The sequence below is a fragment of the Thermus composti genome (assembly GCF_014647535.1).
Lineage (GTDB): Bacteria > Deinococcota > Deinococci > Deinococcales > Thermaceae > Thermus > Thermus composti.
In genome coordinates this window covers 21,179-37,988 of sequence record NZ_BMPJ01000013.1, presented here as the reverse complement: position 1 = coordinate 37,988, position 16,810 = coordinate 21,179, and the positions used below count along the sequence as shown (strand labels likewise).

General features: G+C 67.2%; 19 protein-coding genes and 1 pseudogene. 12 read left to right on the top strand and 8 right to left on the bottom strand.

The window, feature by feature from the left end:
• Positions 1–3: 3 nt before the first annotated feature.
• The 9 genes from IEX93_RS06625 (at position 4) to IEX93_RS06585 (ending at position 5,619) form a co-directional block, all read left to right on the top strand.
• Entirely contained in the window at positions 4–159 is a 156-nt protein-coding gene (locus IEX93_RS06625) for a hypothetical protein (protein ID WP_188847435.1), read from the top strand.
• A 6-nt stretch (positions 160–165) separates the two neighbouring features.
• Complete coding sequence (locus tag IEX93_RS06620; RefSeq protein WP_188847434.1) at positions 166–1,068, top strand: DUF8754 domain-containing protein; 903 nt, start codon at positions 166–168, stop codon at positions 1,066–1,068.
• Complete coding sequence (efp, locus tag IEX93_RS06615; RefSeq protein WP_188847433.1) at positions 1,065–1,619, top strand: elongation factor P; 555 nt, start codon at positions 1,065–1,067, stop codon at positions 1,617–1,619. The genes IEX93_RS06620 and efp overlap by 4 nt, the downstream gene beginning before the upstream one ends.
• Before the next feature lie 96 nt (positions 1,620–1,715).
• Positions 1,716–2,210, top strand: a complete 495-nt coding sequence (accB, locus tag IEX93_RS06610; protein WP_188847432.1) for an acetyl-CoA carboxylase biotin carboxyl carrier protein — start codon at positions 1,716–1,718, stop codon at positions 2,208–2,210.
• On the top strand, positions 2,207–3,544 hold the full coding sequence (accC, locus tag IEX93_RS06605) for an acetyl-CoA carboxylase biotin carboxylase subunit (protein ID WP_188847431.1): 1,338 nt from the start codon (positions 2,207–2,209) through the stop codon (positions 3,542–3,544). Before accB ends, accC begins: the two co-directional genes overlap by 4 nt.
• Before the next feature lie 12 nt (positions 3,545–3,556).
• Entirely contained in the window at positions 3,557–3,880 is a 324-nt protein-coding gene (locus IEX93_RS06600; protein WP_188847430.1) for an Asp23/Gls24 family envelope stress response protein, read from the top strand.
• Entirely contained in the window at positions 3,864–4,316 is a 453-nt protein-coding gene (gene nusB / locus IEX93_RS06595) for a transcription antitermination factor NusB (protein ID WP_188847429.1), read from the top strand. The genes IEX93_RS06600 and nusB overlap by 17 nt, the downstream gene beginning before the upstream one ends.
• Entirely contained in the window at positions 4,317–5,165 is an 849-nt protein-coding gene (locus IEX93_RS06590; RefSeq protein WP_188847428.1) for a bifunctional 5,10-methylenetetrahydrofolate dehydrogenase/5,10-methenyltetrahydrofolate cyclohydrolase, read from the top strand.
• The gene (locus tag IEX93_RS06585; protein WP_188847427.1) at positions 5,152–5,619 is read left to right on the top strand and encodes a divergent PAP2 family protein; all 468 of its coding nucleotides are present in this window, start codon (positions 5,152–5,154) and stop codon (positions 5,617–5,619) included. Before IEX93_RS06590 ends, IEX93_RS06585 begins: the two co-directional genes overlap by 14 nt.
• Here IEX93_RS06585 and IEX93_RS06580 read toward each other — a convergent pair.
• A complete protein-coding gene (locus tag IEX93_RS06580) occupies positions 5,598–5,798 on the bottom strand; it encodes a hypothetical protein (protein ID WP_188847426.1) in 201 nt (66 codons plus the stop codon). The two genes, IEX93_RS06585 and IEX93_RS06580, sit on opposite strands and share 22 nt — an antisense overlap.
• A 74-nt stretch (positions 5,799–5,872) precedes the next feature.
• Here IEX93_RS06580 and IEX93_RS06575 point away from each other — a divergent pair, with 74 nt between their 5' ends.
• The gene (locus IEX93_RS06575; protein ID WP_188847425.1) at positions 5,873–7,858 is read left to right on the top strand and encodes a (Fe-S)-binding protein; all 1,986 of its coding nucleotides are present in this window, start codon (positions 5,873–5,875) and stop codon (positions 7,856–7,858) included.
• Here IEX93_RS06575 and IEX93_RS06570 read toward each other — a convergent pair.
• The 3 genes and pseudogenes from IEX93_RS06570 to IEX93_RS06560 form a co-directional block, all read right to left on the bottom strand.
• On the bottom strand, positions 7,848–8,384 hold the full coding sequence (locus IEX93_RS06570; RefSeq protein WP_188847424.1) for a class I SAM-dependent methyltransferase: 537 nt from the start codon (positions 8,382–8,384) through the stop codon (positions 7,848–7,850). The genes IEX93_RS06575 and IEX93_RS06570 overlap by 11 nt on opposite strands.
• Before the next feature lie 7 nt (positions 8,385–8,391).
• Positions 8,392–8,565: pseudogene (locus IEX93_RS06565) on the bottom strand (TerC family protein); the annotation flags it as partial.
• Entirely contained in the window at positions 8,562–9,500 is a 939-nt protein-coding gene (locus IEX93_RS06560; protein ID WP_188847423.1) for an alpha/beta hydrolase-fold protein, read from the bottom strand. The pseudogene IEX93_RS06565 and the gene IEX93_RS06560, both read right to left, overlap by 4 nt.
• Before the next feature lie 18 nt (positions 9,501–9,518).
• Between IEX93_RS06560 and IEX93_RS06555 the strand changes: the two genes are divergently transcribed.
• On the top strand, positions 9,519–10,451 hold the full coding sequence (locus tag IEX93_RS06555) for an L-lactate dehydrogenase (RefSeq protein ID WP_188847422.1): 933 nt from the start codon (positions 9,519–9,521) through the stop codon (positions 10,449–10,451).
• On the opposite strand, the gene IEX93_RS06550 is transcribed toward IEX93_RS06555, so the two are convergent.
• Entirely contained in the window at positions 10,448–11,287 is an 840-nt protein-coding gene (locus IEX93_RS06550) for a DUF1517 domain-containing protein (RefSeq protein ID WP_188847421.1), read from the bottom strand. The genes IEX93_RS06555 and IEX93_RS06550 overlap by 4 nt on opposite strands.
• A 122-nt stretch (positions 11,288–11,409) precedes the next feature.
• Between IEX93_RS06550 and lon the strand changes: the two genes are divergently transcribed.
• Positions 11,410–13,821 carry an endopeptidase La gene (lon, locus tag IEX93_RS06545; RefSeq protein WP_188847420.1) on the top strand — a complete coding sequence of 804 codons (2,412 nt, stop codon included), beginning with the start codon at positions 11,410–11,412 and terminating at the stop codon, positions 13,819–13,821.
• A gap of 101 nt (positions 13,822–13,922) precedes the next feature.
• On the opposite strand, the gene bshA is transcribed toward lon, so the two are convergent.
• Genes bshA through IEX93_RS06530 form a run of 3 tightly spaced genes read right to left on the bottom strand, consistent with a single transcriptional unit; the run spans position 13,923 to position 16,758 of the window.
• Positions 13,923–14,996, bottom strand: coding sequence for an N-acetyl-alpha-D-glucosaminyl L-malate synthase BshA (gene bshA, locus IEX93_RS06540; protein ID WP_188847462.1), 1,074 nt, complete (start codon positions 14,994–14,996; stop codon positions 13,923–13,925).
• A 41-nt stretch (positions 14,997–15,037) separates the two neighbouring features.
• Positions 15,038–16,144 (bottom strand): LptF/LptG family permease, encoded by a 1,107-nt coding sequence (locus IEX93_RS06535; protein ID WP_188847419.1) that lies wholly within the window; start codon positions 16,142–16,144, stop codon positions 15,038–15,040.
• Positions 16,141–16,758 carry a hypothetical protein gene (locus tag IEX93_RS06530; RefSeq protein WP_188847418.1) on the bottom strand — a complete coding sequence of 206 codons (618 nt, stop codon included), beginning with the start codon at positions 16,756–16,758 and terminating at the stop codon, positions 16,141–16,143. The genes IEX93_RS06535 and IEX93_RS06530 overlap by 4 nt, the downstream gene beginning before the upstream one ends.
• Between the last annotated feature and the right edge of the window lie 52 nt (positions 16,759–16,810).

Genomic DNA, 16,810 nt, shown 5'->3' with positions numbered 1-16,810 from the left:
CGTATGCCGGCCTTCTTCCAGAACCTAGAGGCCCTTTTCCTGGCCCTGGCCTTTGGTGGCCTGGTCCTTGGCCTTCTTTTGCGGCTTTTGGGAGTGCGGCAGAGCTGGCCCTTCTTCCTGGCCCTTGCCTTTTTGGTTCTGGCCTTCCTGCTAAGATGAGCCTTCGTGGCCAAGCGCGTGGTTTCCGTTTCCTTAGGCAGTAGCCGCCGCGACTCCGTGGCCGAGGTGGAGCTTCTGGGGGAAAAGGTGGTCCTGGAAAGGCGGGGCACGGACGGAGACTTCCAGCGGGCCCTTGGCCTGATCCGGGAGCTAGACGGCCAGGTGGAGGCCATCGGCCTTGGGGGAATAGACCTTTACCTCTGGGCGGGAGGGCGGCGGTACGCCATCCGGGATGCCCTTCGCCTCAAGGAGGCGGCCAGGAAGACCCCCGTGGTGGACGGCTCCGGACTCAAGCACACCCTGGAGCGGCGGGCGGTGCGGGAGCTGGCCTCCCTTATAGACTGGAGGAAAACCAAAGTTCTTCTGCCCTCGGCCGTGGACCGCTTCGGCCTCGCCGAGGCTTTGGACGAGGCGGGGGCGAAGGTCCTCTACGGGGACTTCATCTTCGCCCTGGGCCTGCCCATCCCTCTCTACAGCCTCTCCTTCCTGCAGAAGCTCGCCTTCCTCTTCCTGCCCCTCTTTACCCGCCTGCCCTTTTCCGTCCTTTACCCCACGGGGAAGAAGCAGGAGGAGGTGCGGGAGGACTGGCGCGCCCGCTACTACGCTTGGGCCGACGTGGTGGCCGGGGATTGGCACTACATCCGGCGCCATATGCTCAAGGACATGCGGGGCAAGACGGTCCTCACCAACACCACCACGGAGGAGGACGTGGCCTTCCTCCGGGAGCGGGGGGTGAGGCGCCTCGTCACCACCACCCCTCGCATCGGAGGCCGGAGCTTCGGCACCAACGTCATGGAGGCCCTTTTGGTGGCCCTGGCCGGGCGGGAGCTCGCCGAGGAGGACTACCTCCGCTATATTGACCTTTTAGGGCTTAAGCCCCAGGTCTTGGACCTTCAGGAGGAAGCATGATCAGCGTGACCGATTTGCGTCCCGGAACCAAGGTGAAGATGGACGGCGGCCTTTGGGAGTGCGTGGAGTACCAGCACCAGAAGCTGGGCCGTGGCGGGGCCAAGGTGGTGGCCAAGTTCAAGAACCTGGAGACGGGGGCCACGGTGGAGCGCACCTTCAACTCCGGGGAGAGGCTGGAGGACATCTACGTGGAGACCCGGGAACTCCAATACCTCTACCCCGAAGGGGAGGAGATGGTCTTCATGGACCTGGAGACCTACGAGCAGTTCACCGTGCCCCGCTCCCGGGTGGTGGGGGCCGAGTTCCTGAAGGAAGGGATGACCGTCCTTGGGGACATGTACGAGGGCAGGCCCCTCAAGGTGACCCCGCCCACGGTGGTGGAGCTCAAGGTGGTGGACACGCCCCCGGGCGTGCGGGGGGACACGGTCTCCGGGGGGTCCAAGCCCGCCACCCTGGAGACGGGGGCCGTGGTCCAGGTGCCCCTCTTCGTGGAGCCCGGGGAGGTCATCAAGGTGGACACCCGGACCGGCGAGTATGTGGGCCGGGCCTAGGCTGCCTGAGGGGGGCCGCCCCCTCCACGGGATTTTGACGCGGTGCAGAAATCCGTGAGGGGCGAATGGGGTAAGCTTTTCCCGCGAGGTGCACCGATGACGCCGAAGGAGCTGAAGCAGATCCTGCAAGCCTTGGTGGAGCACGGGGTGAACGAGCTCACCCTGGAGACCCCGGACTACAAGCTCACCGTGCGGCGGGGCGGGGAGGTGCAGGTGGTGAGCGTCCCCCAGGTTCAGGTCCCCATGCTGGCGGCCCCCCCGCCGGAGGTGCCGGCCCCGACCCCGCCCGCGCCAGCCGCCCCAGTGGAAAAGCCTCAGGTCCAAACGGAGGCCCCGGACGACTGCCCGGGGTGCGTGGAGGTCCGGGCCCCCATCGTGGGCACCTTCTACCGGGCCCCAGCCCCGGACGCTCCCCCTTACGTGAAGGAGGGGGACCGGGTGGAGAAGGGCCAGGTCCTCTGCATCATTGAGGCCATGAAGCTCATGAACGAGATTGAGTCCGAGGTCTCGGGCATCGTCAAGAAGATCCTGGTGGAGAACGGGGAGCCCGTGGAGTACGGCCAGCCCCTCTTCCTGATCCAGCCGGTATGAAGAAGGTCCTGATCGCCAACCGGGGCGAGATCGCCTTGAGGATCATCCGGGCGGCCAGAGAACTGGGCATCAAGACGGTGGTGGCCCACTCCACCGCCGACGAGAAGAGCCTTCCCGTTCTCCTCGCCGACGAGGCCATCTGCATCGGGCCGCCGCCCTCGGGGCAGAGCTACCTCAACATCCCCAACATCCTCTCGGCGGCCATCGTCACCGGGGCCGACGCCATCCACCCGGGCTACGGCTTTCTGGCGGAGAACGCCACCTTCGCCGAGATGTGCCGGGAGCACGGGATCACCTTCATCGGCCCCACCCCGGAGAACATGAAGGCCCTGGGGGACAAGGCCACGGCGAGGAAGGTGGCCCGGGAGGCGGGGGTGCCCACGGTGCCGGGCACGGACGAGCTTAAAAGCGTGGAGGAGGCCAAGCGGGCGGCCCAGGAGATCGGCTACCCCGTGATCCTCAAGGCCTCCGCCGGGGGCGGGGGCCGGGGGATGCGGGTGGTCCACACGGAGGAGGAGCTGGAACGGGCGGTCCTCCAGGCCCAGGAGGAGGCCCGGGCCGCCTTCGGCAACCCCGCCATCTACCTGGAGAAGTACATTGAGGAGCCCAAGCACATAGAGATCCAGGTCCTGGGGGACGGGGAAAACGTCATCCACCTTTGGGAAAGGGACTGCTCCATCCAGCGCCGCCACCAGAAGCTTTTGGAGGAGGCCCCGAGCGTCCTCCCCTACGAGACCCGCAAGGCCATCGCCGAGGCGGCGGTGCGCCTGGCGGCCCACGTGGGCTACGTTTCCGCAGGCACCCTGGAGTTTTTGGTGGACAAGGAGGGGAACTTCTACTTCATTGAGATGAACACCCGCATCCAGGTGGAGCACCCCGTCACCGAGATGATCACGGGGATTGACCTGGTCCAGGCCCAGTTCCGCATCGCCCAAGGGGAGAAGCTCTGGATCCGGCAGGAGGAGGTCCAGGTCCGGGGGCACGCCATAGAGGTGCGGGTGAACGCCGAGGACCCGGAGAAGGGCTTCCGCCCCTCCATCGGCAAGGTGGAGACCCTCCTCTTCCCCGGAGGGCCTGGGGTGCGGGTGGACAGCCACCTCTACGCCGGCTACCAGATCCCGCCCCACTACGATAGCCTCATCGCCAAGATCATCGCCTGGGCCCCCACCCGGGAGGAGGCCATAAAGCGCATGGAGAGGGCCCTTTCCGAGACGGTGATTGAGGGGCCGGGCCTCAAGACCACCATCCCCTTCCACCAGAAGGTCCTCCAGAACGCCTTCTTCCGCCGGGGGGCCGTCTACACCAACTTCGTGGCCCGGCGGATGGAAGTGTAGACTGTCCTTGGGATGGTGGACTACGAGGTAAGCGACCACGCCCTCGAGGCCCTGGTGGCCTACGCCTTGGAGGGCCTGGAAGGCCTGAGGCCCTTCGCCCCGCCCCAGGTCCTCAAGCGCCAGCGCCCCGTCCGGCTGGAAAGGACGGGGGAGGGGCTTGTGGTGGAGGTGTGGGTGGCGGTGGACTACGGCCAGGTGATCCCCGAGCTGGCCGAGAAAGCCCAGCGGGCCGTGGCCGAGGCCCTTTACCTGGCCACGGGCGAAAGGGTCAAGGCGGTGAACCTCACCGTGGCCCAGGTGCAGGACCCCAGGGGAGGTCATGCGCAGGCGGGCTAGGGAGCTGGCCATGCGGGCCCTCTTCGCCCACACCCAAGGGGGCGTGGACCTGGAGGAGGCCTTCCAGCACGCCCTGGAGGAGATGGAGGGCGAGGAGGCCCTGGGGGAGCCCTTGGACCAGGAGGCGGTGGCCTTCGCCCGGAGGCTCCTTTGGGGGTACAAGGCCCGCCAGGAGGAGGTGGACCGGGCCCTTAAGGAGACGGTGGAGGGCTGGGACTTCGCCCAGATGTCCAAGACCGACCTCACCGTCCTTCGGCTCGCCACCTACGAGATGCTCTTTGAGCCCACCCCCTTCGCCCCCCTCATTGAGGTGGCGGTGAAGATCGCCAACCGCTACGGGGGGGAGCACTCCCGGGCCTTTGTGAACGGGGTTTTGGGACGTCTTTACCGCCGCATCCAGGAGGGGGAGTTGAAGACCGTGCCCAAGGAGGCGTGAATGGCGCAGGCCCGCATGCTTTCCGGCCATGAGGTGGCGGAGGCGGTTTACGCCGAGCTAAAGGAGCGGTTAAAAACCCTTCCCTTCGTGCCCTCCCTGAGGGTGATCCGCCTCGGGGAGGATCCGGCCTCGGTCTCCTATGTGCGCCTCAAGGACAAGAGGGCCCGGGAGCTGGGCTTTCGGAGCCAGGTGGAGGTCTACCCCGAGGACCTCTCCGAGGAAGCCCTCCTAAGCCGTATCCAGGAGCTCAACGCCGACGAGGAGGTGGACGGGATCCTGGTCCAGCTTCCCCTTCCCCCCCACATCCGGGCCGAGCGGGTCCTCGAGGCCATCTCCCCCTTGAAGGACGTGGACGGCTTCCACCCCTTGAACGTGGGGCGGCTTTGGAGCGGGGGCGAGGGGCTTTTCCCCTGCACCCCTTTGGGGATCTTGCGCCTCCTCAAGCACTACGGGGTGGCGCTAAAGGGCAAGGAGGTGGTGGTCCTGGGGCGGTCCAACATCGTGGGCAAGCCCCTGGCGGGGCTTCTTCTGCGGGAGGACGCCACCTTGACCCTGGCCCACTCCAAAACCGAGGCCCTTCCCGAGGTCACCCGGAGGGCGGAGGTCCTGGTGGTGGCCGTGGGCCGGCCCCACCTGGTGCGCAAAGACTGGGTGCGGGAAGGGGCCATCGTGGTGGACGTGGGGGTGAACCGGGTGGAGGGGAGGCTTTTGGGCGACGTGCACCCCGAGGTGGCGGAGGTGGCCAGCGCCCTCACCCCGGTTCCCGGGGGTGTGGGCCCCATGACCGTGGCCATGCTCATGGCCAACACCCTGAAGGCAGCCCTTCTCAGGCGGTATGGAAACCCTTAGGGAGCTTTTGGCCAACCAGATCTTCTGGACAGCCCTCCTCGCCAACCTCCTCACCCAGACCCTCAAGCTCTTCCTTTACTACCTCCTGGAGGGCCGCTTCCAGTGGGAGCGCTTTCTGGACACGGGCGGCATGCCGAGCTCCCACTCCGCCACGGTGAGCGCCCTGGCCATGGGGGTGGGGCTCAAGGAGGGGTTTGACTCCACCCTCTTCGCCGTGGCCATGGTCTTTGCCCTTATCGTCATGTACGACGCCACGGGGATCCGGCGGGCGGCGGGGCTTCACGCCCAGCTTCTGAACCAGCTGGTCCAGGAGCTGCAAAAGGTCCTGGAAAGGGGCCCCGCCCCCGAGCCCCTAAAGGAGCTTCTGGGGCACACCTACCTGGAGGTCCTGGTGGGGGCCCTTCTCGGGGCCGTGGTGGCCCTTGCCGTCTTCTACCTCTTCCCGGCGGCGTAGAAGGCCAGGGTCTGGCCCACGAGGAAGAGGAGAAGCCCCAAGACGGGGGAGAAGAAGAAGACAAAGGCGCTTAGGAAAAGGGCCCCGAGGAGGGGAAGGAGGGGCTTTTGAAAGCGGTGGAACACCCAGAGGTTCAGAAGCCCGAAAAGGAGGAGGACGGCCAAGGCTACGGTTTCCACGAGGGCCTATTGTACGCTCTTGCCAAGAGGGCGGGTTGGGGTAAACTTTTACTGAGTATAAGGAGGGTGGATCCATGCTGACCCTACCGGAAAAGATCCTCTTCGTCCTTCTGGCTTTGGGCAGCTTTTACTTCGCCTACACCGGTTTCCGCCGGGTCTACCTGGCCATAAGGCGGGGCCAGCCCGAGGACCGGTTTGACCGGCTGCCGGAGCGGATCGGAAGGGCCCTTTGGCTGGTTCTCACGCAGCAGACCGTCTTTAAGCGGAGGCCCCTTGTCTCCCTCCTCCACGCCTTCGTCTTCTACGGCTTCGTCTACTACCTCCTGGTGAACCTGGTGGACTTCCTCGAGGGCTTCTTCGGCCTCCACGCCCGGGGAGGGCTTTGGAACCCCTATAACCTCCTGGCCGACCTCCTCACCGCCTTGATCCTGGTGGGGATCCTGGGCCTCATGCTAAGGCGCTACCTTTTGGCCCCCAGGGACTTCACCTGGAACCCCAACGTCCCCCTCCACGAGGAGGCCCGGAAAGGCATCGCCCGGGACTCCGCCATCGTGGGGGCCTTCATCACCTTCCACGTGGGAAGCCGCCTCCTCCACAAGGCCTCCTCCTTGGCCTTGAGCGAGCCCGACCCCTTCCAGCCCGTGGCCAGCGCCATCGCGGGGAGCCTGGCGGGCCTTTCCCCCGCCCTTTTGACCTTCCTGGAGCACTTCTTCTGGTGGGGCGCTTTGGGCTCCATCCTCCTCTTCCTCCCCTACTTCCCCCGCTCCAAGCACATCCACCTCTTCATGGCCCCCATCAACCTGGCCTTCCGCAAGGAGGTGCCGGGGGCCCTCACGCCTTTGAACTTTGAGGGGGAGGCGGAGAAGTTCGGGGCGGAAAAGCTGGAGGACCTTTCCTGGAAGCGGCTTCTGGACGCCTACGCCTGCATCATGTGCAACCGCTGCCAGGAGGCCTGCCCCGCCTACACCACGGGCAAGGCCCTTTCTCCTGCCGCCATCCTCATCTCCGAGCGCTACGAGCTAAACGGCATCCTCAAGGACTTCGCCGAGGGCAAGGAAAGCCCGAGGCCCCTCATGGACTTTGCCCTGAACGAGGAGGCCCTCTGGGCCTGCACCACCTGCATGGCCTGCGTGGAGGTCTGCCCCGTGGGCAACGAGCAGATGCTCCACATCCTGGACGTGCGCCGGGCCAAGGTCCTCATGGAGGGGAGCTTCCCCCAGGAGCTCAACAACGCCTTCCGGGGCATGGAGCGCTCGGGGAACCCCTGGGGCATCGGCCAGGACAAGCGCCTGGACTGGGCGGAAGGGCTTGACGTCCCCACGGTGGAGGAAAAGCCCCACCCCGAGGTCCTCTACTGGGTGGGCTGCGCCCCCAGCTACGACCCCCGGGCCCAGAAGATCGCCCGGAGCATGGTGCAGATCCTAAACGCCAGCGGGGTGGACTGGGCGGTTTTGGGCAGGCGGGAGAAGTGCACCGGGGATGCCGCCCGGCGCGCCGGGAACGAGTACCTCTTCTTCCAGCTCGCCACGGAAAACGTGGAGACCCTGAACCAGGTGGCCCCCAAGACCATCGTCACCACCTGCCCCCACTGCTTCCACACCCTGAAGAACGAGTACAAGGACTTCGGGGGCCAGTACCGGGTGGTTCACCACACGGAGTTCATCGCCGAGCTCTTGCGCTCGGGGCGGATCCGGGTGGAGGAGGCCACGCGGAAGGTGGTCTTCCACGACCCCTGCTACCTGGGCCGCCACAACGGGGTCTACGAGGCCCCCCGGGAGGTGCTCAAGGGGGTGGGCCTCATTCTCACCGAGCCTCCCCGGAACCGGGAAAGGAGCTTCTGCTGCGGGGCGGGCGGGGCCCAGTTCTGGAAGGAGGAGGAGCCCGGGGCCATGCGGGTTTCCGAGAACCGCTACAGAGAACTCAAGGCCACGGGGGCCGAGGTCATCGCCACCGGCTGCCCCTTCTGCATGGCCATGATGAACGTGGAGACCGCCCAGGACGAGGCCCATCCCGAGGTCCTGGACATCGCCGAGCTGGTGGCCCAGGGCCTCAAGGCCTAGCGTAGACGGCGAAGGCCCGGTAGCCCGCCATCCACCCCTCCCCGAAGGCCTTTAAGGCAAGGCCCGGGGGAGGGGTGAGGAGTTCTTCTTCTTCCCAGTAGTAGGGGCTATGGGGCCTTCCCCGCCTTAGGGCCTCCTTCCTCGTGAACCCCTCCACCAGAAGAAGCCCCCCGGGGGCGAGGAGGAAGGGAAGGGCCTTGAGGAGGGGGCGGCTCACGTAGTAGGTCATCACGATCCCGGCGAAGGGCCCTTGGGGAAGGCGGGCTAGGGCTTCTTCCGCCTCGAGGTCCAGGCCCACCACGGCGAGGCCCGGCGTCCCCGAAAGGCGCCTTAGGGCCTCCTGGCTTCCCTCCACCAGGACCACGGGGTGGCCCCTTCGCAGGAAGTAGCGGGCGTTCCGCCCGAGGCCCCCCGCCAGGTCCAGGACGGGGCCTTTGGGGACGAAGGGCCCGTAGGCCCGCACCACGAAGGCCGGGGGGCGGTCTTCCTCAGTTTTTTGGTAGAAGGCGTCCCAGTCCCTAGGCATCCTTGCGGAGGGCGAGTCCCCTAAGGAGGTAAGTTCCAAGCAGGCCGTAGAGGAGGGCCCGGGTCCGGAGGCGCGGGGGGAGGGGCCGCACCATCACCGCCAAGACCAGGGCGTTGTCCCCGGAAAGCAGGGCCTCGAGGGCCGCCACGGAGAAAAGCACCAGGAGATTTCCCCCGCTCATTGCGGTCCCAAGAGGTAGCGTAGCCCCGGGGCCAACGCCTGCTTCCAGGTGACCCAGTTGTGCCCCGAGGGCCTTTCCCGGTAGGCGTGGGGGGCCTTTTTGTCGATGAGGAGGGCGGCGAAGCGGCGGTTGGGCCCCAAAAGCCACTCCAAAAGCCCCACCTCCAGGTAGACCCTAGGAAGCCTCTCGGCCTCGGCGAAGCGTTCAAGAAGCCACTCCTCGTCCCGGTAGGCGTCCATCCCCCCGGGGTGGGCCTTGAGGGCGGGGGAGAGGGCGAGGACCTTGGGGAAGCGGCCCGGGTGCCTCCAGGCCTGCCACAAGGAAAAAAGCCCCCCCAAGGAGGCCCCCACCAGGACCACCTCCCCCAAGGGGCCGTAGGCCCCTTCCACCTCCTCAAGCACCCGGTGGAACTCCGCCTCGTAGGCCTCGTTGAAGCGGTACTCGGTGTTGCGGTTTATGGGCTCCACGAAGACCAGGCGCACCGGGGGGATCTCCCCCGCCTCAAAGAGGGCCCGGGCCACCTTGTGGAGCCCCGCGGTGCGGTAGAAGGCCACCCCGTCCTGGGCCACCACCGTGGCCTTGGGGGAAGGCCCCGTCTCCGCCACGTAAAAGCGCCTCTCCCCCAGGCGGTGGCGGTTCACCTTGGGCTCCTCCTTGGGCTCGGGAGGGGCCTCGTAGCGGAAGCCGGGAAGCCTTATGGCCCTGGGGTAGGTCCACCAGGGGTTTTCCGCCTTCTCGGGGTTTTCGGGGTCGGGGAAGGGTCTGCCCTCCCGGTCCAAAAAGGCGTACTCCACGTAGGCCCCTTCGGGGAACTCCAGGGTGAGGGGGCCTTGGAGGGGGATGGGGTTCCTCTCCCAGTCGGTGAAGTCGCCGATGAGGGCGGTGGCCCCTTCCGGCGGGTAGAAGGTGGCGCTCCTTCGTCCTACGCGTACCACGGGTATACTTTACCCATCATGAAGGTCGGCATCGTGGGGAGCGGCATGGTGGGTAGCGCCGCCGCCTACGCCATGGTCCTCCTCGGGGTGGCGCGGGAGGTGGTTCTCGTGGACCTGGACCGGAAGCTGGCCCAGGCCCACGCCGAGGACATCCTCCACGCCACGCCCTTCGCCCACCCGGTCTGGGTGCGTTCTGGGGACTACCGGGACCTCGAGGGCGCCCGGGTGGTGGTCCTGGCCGCCGGGGTGGCCCAGCGCCCCGAGGAGACCCGCCTGCAGCTTCTAGACCGCAACGCCCAGGTCTTCGCCCAGGTGGTGCCCCGGGTTTTGGAGGTGGCCCCGGAGGCGGTGCTCCTGGTGGCCACGAACCCAGTGGACGTGATGACCCAGGTGGCCTACCGCCTTTCCGGCCTGCCCCCGGGGCGGGTGGTGGGCTCGGGCACGGTCCTGGACACGGCCCGCTTCCGGGCCCTCCTGGCGGAGCACCTTCAGGTGGCCCCCCAGTCGGTCCACGCCTACGTGGTGGGGGAGCACGGGGACTCGGAGGTCCTGGTCTGGTCCAGCGCCCAGGTGGGCGGGGTGCCCCTTCGGGCCTTCGCCGAGGCCCGGGGTCGCCCCCTCACCCAAGAGGTGCGCCTGGCCGTGGACGAGGGGGTTCGCCGGGCCGCTTACCGGATCATTGAGGGGAAGGGGGCCACCTACTACGGCATCGGGGCGGGCCTCGCCCGGCTGGTGCGGGCCATCCTCACCGACGAGAAGGGGGTGTTCACCGTGAGCGCCTTCACCCCCGAGGTGGAAGGGGTCCTCGAGGTCAGCCTTTCCCTTCCCCGGCTTCTGGGGGCGGAAGGCGTGGAGGAAACCCTCTACCCCTCCTTGGACGCCTCGGAGCGGGAGGCCCTTAGGCGGAGCGCCGAGATCCTCAAGGAGGCGGCCTTCGCCCTAGGCTTTTAAAGCTTTTCTAGATTTGGGTAGAGGGCGAGGAGCTCCTCCTCCGTGAGGCCCTCGCCCTCCTTCTCCGGCGTCCAGGCCAGGTGGAAGGCGAGGAGGGTGAAGGGGGTGCTGGCGGCGAAGGCGAGGAGGATCTCCTTTGCCTTTTCCCGGTCCAAAGGCCCCTCAGGGGGAAGGCTTCCCCGGACGGCGAGGACGAGGGAGGCCACCAGATAGCGCCCGCCCGGCTCCACCCTGGGGGTGTAGGCCACCTCTACCTTTTTCCCCTCAAAGTGGCGGAAGGTCTCCCGGTAGGTGCTCCGGTCCTCCAGCATCCAGGCGTCAAACTGGCCTAAGACCTCTTCCTCCGTCCCTTCCCGCCTTTCATACCTTCCGAAGCGCCAGGCGGGGGCTTCCCGGAGGAGGAGCAGGGCCACCTCGTCCAGGAGGTCCGCGAGCCCCTTGGCCGTGGTGGTGTCCGCCTCTTCGGCGAGGCACCTCAGGGCCCGCTGCACCCCAGGGTGGAGGAGGAGGGCGAGGCGGAGGCGGGCCACGCTGGCCCCGGGCGTTTCCTCCCCGGCCCGGCTCAGCCCCCGGACCATGAGGAAGGCCACCAGGGCGAGGCCGAAGAAGACGAGGACCGGCACCGCCCCCAGGCCCCCTCCGCCTCCGGGGTACACGTATACCGGTCCGGGAATGGGGTAGGAGGGCGCGGGGGTGGGGTAAACTGGGGCGGGCCCTGGGCTCATGGGTGGCGGGGTGGAGGGCACGTAGGGCCTGCCCCCGACCCCGCCTCCGCTTTTCTGCCCGAGGGCGAGGCCGAGGAGGAGGAGAAAACCGAGGGCTCGCAGTGCCTTCACGCCCTTAGCATAAGGGCTTTCCGTCCAGGCCCTTTGCGTAAAACGGAGGTTTGCAGTAAACTTGACATAGGTAGGCTTAGGCTATGGACGAACGCAGAGCTACCGAAGAAAGGAGGGAACGCATGCTACCGGAAACCTTGCCCGTCTGCCCTGTGCGGGGCTCGGTCATCTACCCCACCATGGTCATGCCCATTGACGCGGGCCGGCCCATCTCCATCCGGGCCATTGACGAGGCTTTGGCCCGGGAACGGGTGCTTCTCATCGTGAGCCAAAAGGACAAGGAGGTGGAAAACCCCAAGCCCTCCGACCTTTACGAGGTAGGCACCGCCTGCAACATCCTCAAGATGCGCAAGAACCCCGACGGCTCCGTCCAGGTCCTGGTCCAGGCCTTCGCCCGGGTCCGGGTGAAGGAATGGCTAGACTTTGGGGACCACCTGGAGGCCAAGGGGGAGGTCCTTCCCGATGAGCCCGCCGAGGAGACCCTGGTCAAGGCCCTGGTGCGGGAGGTGAAAGACAAGTTCCAGGCCCTCCTCAAGGAGGGGAAGTACCTGCCCCCCGAGGTGGCCCAGTTCATCCTGAACCTGGAGGACCCCTCCCAGCTTGCCGACTACATCGCCTTCCACATGGACTTCCGCCTCGAGGACAAGCAAAAGGTCCTCGAGACCGCCAACGTGGCCGAGAGGCTCAAGCGGGTCCTCGTCCTCCTGCAGGCGGAGCTGGACCTTTTGGAGACCCAGCGGCGCATCCAGCAACAGGTCAAGGAGGAGATTGACCGCAACCAGCGGGAGTACTTCCTCAGGGAGCAGATGAAGGCCATCCAGCGGGAGCTCCACGGGGAGGAGGGCGAGGAGGAGGTGGAGGAGTTCCGCAGGAAGCTGGAGGCCCTGGACCTTCCCCCCGTGGTGCGCCAGGAGGCGGAGCGGGAGCTCAACCGCCTGGCCCGCATGCACCCCGACTCCGCCGAGGCCAGCGTCATCCGCACCTATTTGGACTGGATCGTCAACCTCCCCTGGAACACCCGCACCGAGGACAACCTGGACCTGAAGCGGGCCAAGGAGATCCTGGAAAGGGACCACTACGGCCTGGAGAAGGTGAAGGACCGGGTCCTGGAGTACCTGGCGGTGCGGAAGCTCAAGGCCGAAAGGGCCAAGCGGGGGGAGATCCCTGAGGAGGAGGTGAACAAGGGCCCCATCCTTCTCTTCGTGGGGCCGCCCGGGGTGGGGAAGACCTCCATTGCCAAGAGCATCGCCGAGGCCCTGGGCCGCAAGTACGTGCGCATCTCCTTAGGGGGCGTGCGGGACGAGTCCGACATAAGAGGGCACCGCCGCACCTACATCGGGGCCATGCCGGGCCGGATCATCCAGGGCCTGAGGCAGGCGGGCACCAAGAACCCCGTCTTCCTCCTGGACGAGGTGGATAAGCTCGGCATCTCCTACCAGGGGGACCCGGCGGCGGCCCTTTTGGAGGTCCTGGACCCCGCCCAAAACAAGGAGTTCGTGGACCACTACCTGGGGGTGCCCTTTGACCTCTCCGAGGTCATGTTCATCTGCACCGCCAACTTCCCCCAGAACATCCCCGCTCCCCTCTACGACCGGATGGAGCCCATTGAGTTCACCAGCTACACCGAGCAGGAGAAGCTGGAGATCGCCAAGCGCTACCTCCTTCCCCGGCAGCTCCGGGAGTCGGGGCTTTCCGAGGGGCAGGTGGTGATCACCGAGGCCGCCTTGCGCCGGGTCATCACCCACTACACCCGGGAGGCGGGGGTGCGGCAGCTGGAGCGGGAGATCGGGGCCCTCCTCCGCAAGGCCGCCCGCAGGATCCTGGAGGAGGGCAAGAAGCGGGTGCGGATCACGGAGAAGGACCTGGAGGCCTACCTGGGCCCGCCCCGCTTCCTCCCCGAGACCGAGGCCCGGGAGCCCCAGATAGGGGTGGCCACGGGGATGTACTACACCCCGGTAGGCGGGGACATCATGTTCGTGGAGGTCTCCGTGATGCCCGGCAAAGGGAACCTGATCCTCACCGGGCAGCTGGGTGACGTGATGAAGGAGTCGGCCCGGGCCGCCCTCTCCTACGCCAAGAAAAACGCCCTCCGCTTCGGCATCCCCCTGGAGAAGTTTGACAAGTCCGACATCCACATCCACGTCCCCGCCGGGGCCATTCCCAAGGAGGGGCCCTCGGCGGGCGTGGCCATCGTGAGCGCCCTGGTCTCCGCCCTCACGGAGGTGCCCGTGCGGCACGACATCGCCATGACCGGGGAGATCACCCTCACAGGGCGGGTGTTGCCCATCGGGGGGGTGAAGGAGAAGGTCTTGGGGGCCAGGCGGGCGGGGATCCGGGAGGTGATCCTGCCCAAGCAGAACGAGCCGGACCTGGCCGATATCCCCCCTCCCTTGCGCCACAACATGACCTTCCACCTGGTGGAGCACCTGGACGAGGTCTTGGACCTAGCCTTGGTGGGCGGGCTCAAGGCCCTCGAGGCCCGGGCCAAGGAGGCCAAGCCCAAGCGGAAGAAGGAGCTGGTGGCCCACGCCTAAATACTCCCCACCGCGGCGAAAGCCGCGGTGGGGGCCCCAAAAGGGCGTGCGCGCAGGCTAAAACCAGGGGGTCCTCTGGGGAGGTGCCCACGTGCGGGCCCTCATCCCAGGGCCTTTTCGTACACCTCCAGGTAGGCCCGGGTGATGCGCTCGGGGTGGAAGCGCTCTATGGCGTAGGCCCGGGCCCGCTTTCGGATCTCGGGGAGCCTGGGGTGGGTGAGGAGTTCCACCGCCGCCTCCGCAAGCCCCTCCAGGTCCCCAAGCTCCACGAGCCTCCCCACCTCGGGGGTCACCACCTCCCCCACACCCCCCACCGCCGTGGCCACCACGGGGACGCCGGAGGCTAGGGCCTCCAGGGCCGCCTGACCGAAGGATTCCTCCTCCGAGGCGAGAAGAAAGAGGTCCGCCGCTCCCAGCACCTCCTCGGGATGGGGGGTGGGAGGGAGGAAGCGGACCCAGGCCTCCACCCCCAGCTCCCGGGCCACCCGGCGGGCCTCCTCCTCCTCCGGGCCTTTGCCCAGGAGGAGGAGCCTTGCGGGCAGGCGTTTCCTCACCTTGGCGAAGGCCCGGACGATGTCCGGGACCCTTTTGATGGGCCGGAAGTTGGAGGCGTGCACCAAAAGGGCCTCCCCCTCCGCGGCGTAGAGCCGCTTGCGCTCGGGCCTCGGGCGGAAGCGCTCGGGGTCCACGGCATTGGGGATGACCACGGGCTTTATCCCAAAGGCCTTCTCCGCTTCCCGGGCCAGGGCCTGGCTCACGGCGGTGGTGGCCCGGGCCGCCTGGAGGGCCCGCCGGGTGGGCCCGTGGAAGGCGGGGTCCAGGCCCAAAACGGAGACATCCGTGCCGTGGAGGGTGTGGACCAGGGGAAAGGCCTCGCCAAAGGCCAGATAGGCGGCGGCGGCGTGGGGGACGGCGTAGTGGGTGTGGACCAGGTCCAGCCCAAGCCGCCTGGCCTCCCGTTCCAAGGTGCCCGCCAGGGAAAGGGTGTAAAGGGGCCCGGGGAAGACGGGGTAGTAGGGGAGGGGGACGGGCACGTAGACCGCCTTCGTGTCCTCGGGAAGGCGGAAGGGCCGGGCCGTGGCGAAGATGTAGACCCCGTGCCCCATCCGGGCAAGGCGGTGGGCCAGTTCCGCCGCCACCGTGCCGCTCCCCCCTAAGACGGGGTAGGCCACCATGCCGATCCTAAGCCGGGCCACGGCGCCTCGTGGGCCTCAGTTTAGCGCAGGGCCCGGATCCCCAGGAGGAGGAAGAGGGCATCCGCCCCCCAGGCCCCAAGCTCCGGGGGCAAGGCCCCAATCCCCGCTAAGGAGCGCCCCAGGAAGAAGGTCCCGTAGTAGGCCAGGGCCAGGACCACGCTCATCCCCAAGGCGAGCCCTGTGCTCCTCCCGTAGCGCAGGGCCATGGCCGCGGCCAGAAGCACCAGGACCAGGTTGGCCAGGGGCAGGGCCAGCTTGGAGTGGAACTCAAGTCGGGCCCGCCACCGCTCCAAAGGGGGAAGAAAGGGGTCTTTGAGCTTCCGGTAGGCCTCGGAAAGGCTATCCTGGCCGAAGCTAAAGGTGTCGGCGTAGTCGGCGATGGCCCGGGAGCGGGAAAGGTCCGACTCTACCTCCAGAAGGCTTCCTTGGCTTGCCACCCGGAAGACCTGCCGCACCTGGGCCAGGAGGTCGGGGGCGGTCTCCAGCCCCGGCACCGCCCGGAAGTCCACCCGGTAGTAGCGGTAGTCCTTAAGGGTGATGGTCTTGCCCTCCCAGCTTCCCCGCTCGGCGAAGAGGAAGGTGCCCTCCTCCCCCTGGAAGGTGGCGATGCGCACCCCGAGCATCTCCTTGGTTTGCCAGTCAAACCCCTCAAAGTAGAGGCTTTTCCCCTTGCCGATGGGGATCTGGAGCCCCACCAGGCGGTGGAGGCCCGCCCCTTCCGTGTGGATCTCGTCCCACCAGGCCACCCGCACCCGCTCGTTGTAGTGGGGAACCAGGTACTCCTGGAGGTAAAGGGCCACCCCCGAAAGCACCCCGCCCACGAGGAGGAGGGGAAGGGCGGCCCTGAAGAGGGGGATCCCCCCCGAGAGGAGGGCGAACTGGGCCCCTTCCGCCGAGAGCCTGCCGAAGACCAGGACCGTGGTCACCACCACGGCGATGGGGAAGACCTGGACCAAGACCCCGGGGATGTGGTAGGAGAGCCAGCGGAGGACCTTTAAAAGCGGGACCCCTTCCAGCCACCGGGCCCCAGCGTAGAAGAAGCCGAAGAGGTAGACGGCGGTGAGGAAGGCCAGGGCCAGGAGGAAAACGGGAAGGCTCTCCTTGAGGACGTAGCGGTAAAGGGTCATAGGCGGGCGGCGTAGCGGGCGAGGCGGAGGGCCTCCTGGGGGACCTTGGTGCTGGCCTGGACCTTGCCCCCTTGGAAGCGGAGGTAGAGCCGGGCGTTTTCCCCTTGGCCCCTAAGGGTGGCCTTCCCCTCCTTGTAGACGAAGGGGCCGAGGGCTAAGGCCTGGCGGCCCTTCAGGTCCACCACCAGGGTTTCGGCCTCGAGGAAGGGCTTCTCCGCCCGCACGCTTCCCTTGAGCACCACCACGTCCTCGGCGAAGAGGGCCAGGGCGCGTTTGGCCTTGAGGTTCTGGAAGTCGGCGTTGCTGAAGGTGAGGTTTTGGAAGCGGGCCTCCTGCTTGGGGATCTCGTGCTCCAGGGCGTCCGCCAGGAAGGTCTCCTCCTGGGAGAGGAGCTCCACCCCCTTGGCACGGACGAAGCTTCCCTCCTTGTACTCTATGTAGCCGCCTTTCAGGCGGAGCCCGTTCTCGTTGTCGGTGAGGATCCCCCCTTGGGGAAGGGTGGTGACGCCGGTGTCCAGGTTCACCCGCTGGGCCCCGAAGGGCTCCACGCTGAAGGTGGCGAAGCGGGCGGCCAGGGCGAGGCCCAGGAAAAGCCCTACGACAAAGCCCCTCATGTCCTGCACTTTACCCCACCTCCCTTAGGGCTTGCTGAGGGCGGGGTTTTGG

Coding starts and splice junctions, on each gene's coding strand:
- efp (WP_188847433.1), top strand. CDS start 1,065: ATGATCAGCGTGACCGATTTGCGTCCCGGAACCAAGGTGAAGATGGAC.
- IEX93_RS06575 (WP_188847425.1), top strand. CDS start 5,873: ATGCTGACCCTACCGGAAAAGATCCTCTTCGTCCTTCTGGCTTTGGGC.
- IEX93_RS06625 (WP_188847435.1), top strand. CDS start 4: ATGCCGGCCTTCTTCCAGAACCTAGAGGCCCTTTTCCTGGCCCTGGCC.
- IEX93_RS06530 (WP_188847418.1), bottom strand. CDS start 16,758: ATGAGGGGCTTTGTCGTAGGGCTTTTCCTGGGCCTCGCCCTGGCCGCC.
- IEX93_RS06570 (WP_188847424.1), bottom strand. CDS start 8,384: ATGCCTAGGGACTGGGACGCCTTCTACCAAAAAACTGAGGAAGACCGC.
- IEX93_RS06555 (WP_188847422.1), top strand. CDS start 9,519: ATGAAGGTCGGCATCGTGGGGAGCGGCATGGTGGGTAGCGCCGCCGCC.
- nusB (WP_188847429.1), top strand. CDS start 3,864: ATGCGCAGGCGGGCTAGGGAGCTGGCCATGCGGGCCCTCTTCGCCCAC.
- lon (WP_188847420.1), top strand. CDS start 11,410: ATGCTACCGGAAACCTTGCCCGTCTGCCCTGTGCGGGGCTCGGTCATC.
- accB (WP_188847432.1), top strand. CDS start 1,716: ATGACGCCGAAGGAGCTGAAGCAGATCCTGCAAGCCTTGGTGGAGCAC.
- IEX93_RS06585 (WP_188847427.1), top strand. CDS start 5,152: ATGGAAACCCTTAGGGAGCTTTTGGCCAACCAGATCTTCTGGACAGCC.
- accC (WP_188847431.1), top strand. CDS start 2,207: ATGAAGAAGGTCCTGATCGCCAACCGGGGCGAGATCGCCTTGAGGATC.
- IEX93_RS06590 (WP_188847428.1), top strand. CDS start 4,317: ATGGCGCAGGCCCGCATGCTTTCCGGCCATGAGGTGGCGGAGGCGGTT.
- bshA (WP_188847462.1), bottom strand. CDS start 14,996: ATGGTGGCCTACCCCGTCTTAGGGGGGAGCGGCACGGTGGCGGCGGAA.
- IEX93_RS06600 (WP_188847430.1), top strand. CDS start 3,557: ATGGTGGACTACGAGGTAAGCGACCACGCCCTCGAGGCCCTGGTGGCC.
- IEX93_RS06535 (WP_188847419.1), bottom strand. CDS start 16,144: ATGACCCTTTACCGCTACGTCCTCAAGGAGAGCCTTCCCGTTTTCCTC.